Source organism: Bacillus sp. JJ634, assembly GCF_036962285.1.
Lineage (GTDB): Bacteria > Bacillota > Bacilli > Bacillales > DSM-1321 > Peribacillus > Peribacillus asahii_A.
In genome coordinates this window covers 2,130-4,182 of sequence record NZ_JBALMU010000138.1, presented here as the reverse complement: position 1 = coordinate 4,182, position 2,053 = coordinate 2,130, and the positions used below count along the sequence as shown (strand labels likewise).

Sequence of the window (2,053 nt, the reverse complement as noted above, 5' to 3'; positions counted from 1 at the left end):
ATACTCTAATTAGAGTATTTTTTATAGAGTAAAAGGTAATAGGACACAGGAACTGCATATAATTGGAAATTCATATAAAAAATAATCCCCATATAGCAGAACTTTTTACTTGTCCTGCTATATGGGGATTTAAAATAAAATTCGATAATTTATAAAAAAGTCTGATCATTTATAATAAAGATTGATAAAAAGAACTATTTTGCAGAATATTTCATTGTTCAACAATAGGGCCATTTTGTGGAGTAAAGAAAGGGGTAGAAAAGAGTAGAAGTAAGCTGATGCAATATATGAAAATAATTCAACTCCCTGAAGGAACAGTTGGGAGATAGTAGTTCTGTGTTGAAGTCTTAAACGATAAAAAGACGTATAATTCCTACATTTTTGTAAATGATAAATCAGGTAAGAGAAACTTAAATTCAGGAGTTTTTATATGAGTGAATCCAGTTACAAACTTTTTAGACAGTAGCAGACATAGTACATCTTTGGTGTTGTTACATGGCAAACAGTATGGTGAGTTGTTTTTAACATATGGTCTCGAAATTGCCCAGAATAAAAAGCTACTTTCACAAGTTCAACAACCATACGACATTGCTGTTCAGACCATAACTATCTTTTGGAATATAAATAAGGAAATTACTGTTTCGGTGGGATTTACGAACGAGGATGTGAAATCGGTTAAAATAGCTGTTTCACGAGAAGATGATTCCGAAGATACGAAACAACAAAAAGTTTAGTTTGTTGACAAATAGTAAGATGAAGAGTAAAGTATATTTATAATATATCTCGAATTAAATATGTTTTAATTGAATATAAATTAGATAATACTATTGTGTAATAAAGAAGTAAAACAATTTGGAGGCGATAGTTATGAAAGGTTGGCTATTTTCAGGTACAAACAAACCACTAGAATTGATTGAAAAAGAAGATCCAAAAGCAATTCCAGGTCAAGTTGTTATAGAAGTGAAAGCTGCTGGTCTATGCCATTCGGACGTTGCAGCATTACAAGATCCAGGTTGGATGCCACTTTTCCCAAATGGTCCTGTTATTATGGGGCATGAGTTTGCTGGGGTAGTTATTGAAGTGGGTGAAGGTGTTGAAGATATTAAAGTTGGAGACCGAGTTGGGGCTAACCCAATGGATCGAGCAACGAAAATTACTGCTGGGTACACATATGACGGCGGTTATGCAGAAAAAGTCCGTGTTCCAGCTCATCAATGCGTAATTATTCCTGAAGGAGTTTCCTTTGTAGAAGGGGCAGCTTCAACAGATGCAGGAATTACAGCTTATCGAGCTCTTTTCAGTATTGGACAAGCAAAAGAAGGTACAAAATTAGGAATTATCGGTATCGGTGGACTTGGTCAATTTGCTTTGCAAATGGCATTAATTAAAGGTTGCGAAGTGTACGCTACAGATGTTTCTCCAGAAGCTCGAAAACTTGCTGAAGAACTAGGGGCAAACAAAGTTTACGACACTGTTCTAGATATGAAAGAAGTGGAATGTGACGTTATTGTTGACTTTGCTGGTTTTGGACAAACAACTTCTGATGCACTGGAAGCTGTAAGACCACAGGGAACAGTTGTAATTGTAGGTATGGGTAAATTAGAATCTAATATCAATACTTATTTAATGATTACAAAAGNNCTTAAAAGGTGTATATGATTGCTTCGCTACTGGAAAAATGAGTCCAAATCTTATTACAATTCCGTTTGAAGAAATCGACAAAGGTATTGAAAAACTGAAAAATCATGAAGTTAAAGGCCGCTTAGTCGCTGTATTTGAATAAATATAAGTTTTCTTTGTAATAAAGGTAGAGAGGTTGAGACAAAACTCTCATCTGAAGTGAAATAGCCTGTGAAATTTTACAACAAGTAAAATTTCACAGGCTTTCATATTTTTGGAATAAAATTATCAGTACTTAGGTTTCTGATTACCCAAATTTGCACCATTATCATGCTTTAATGTTTGGCCTTTAGAAGGGGCAAATTCTTTTGCAATCTCTTGTTGCCTTTTCGGTAGTGATTTCAATGAAGCAAACGCATTTGACATTCTACTT

Annotated in this window: 2 protein-coding genes; both read left to right on the top strand. The window is 34.4% G+C overall.

The window, feature by feature from the left end; all coding sequences use genetic code 11:
* Positions 1-434: 434 nt before the first annotated feature.
* Entirely contained in the window at positions 435-734 is a 300-nt protein-coding gene (locus V7068_RS18610) for a hypothetical protein (protein ID WP_499714020.1), read from the top strand.
* A 133-nt stretch (positions 735-867) separates the two neighbouring features.
* The gene (locus V7068_RS18605; protein ID WP_499714019.1) at positions 868-1,659 is read left to right on the top strand and encodes an alcohol dehydrogenase catalytic domain-containing protein; all 792 of its coding nucleotides are present in this window, start codon (positions 868-870) and stop codon (positions 1,657-1,659) included.
* Positions 1,660-2,053: the final 394 nt, after the last annotated feature.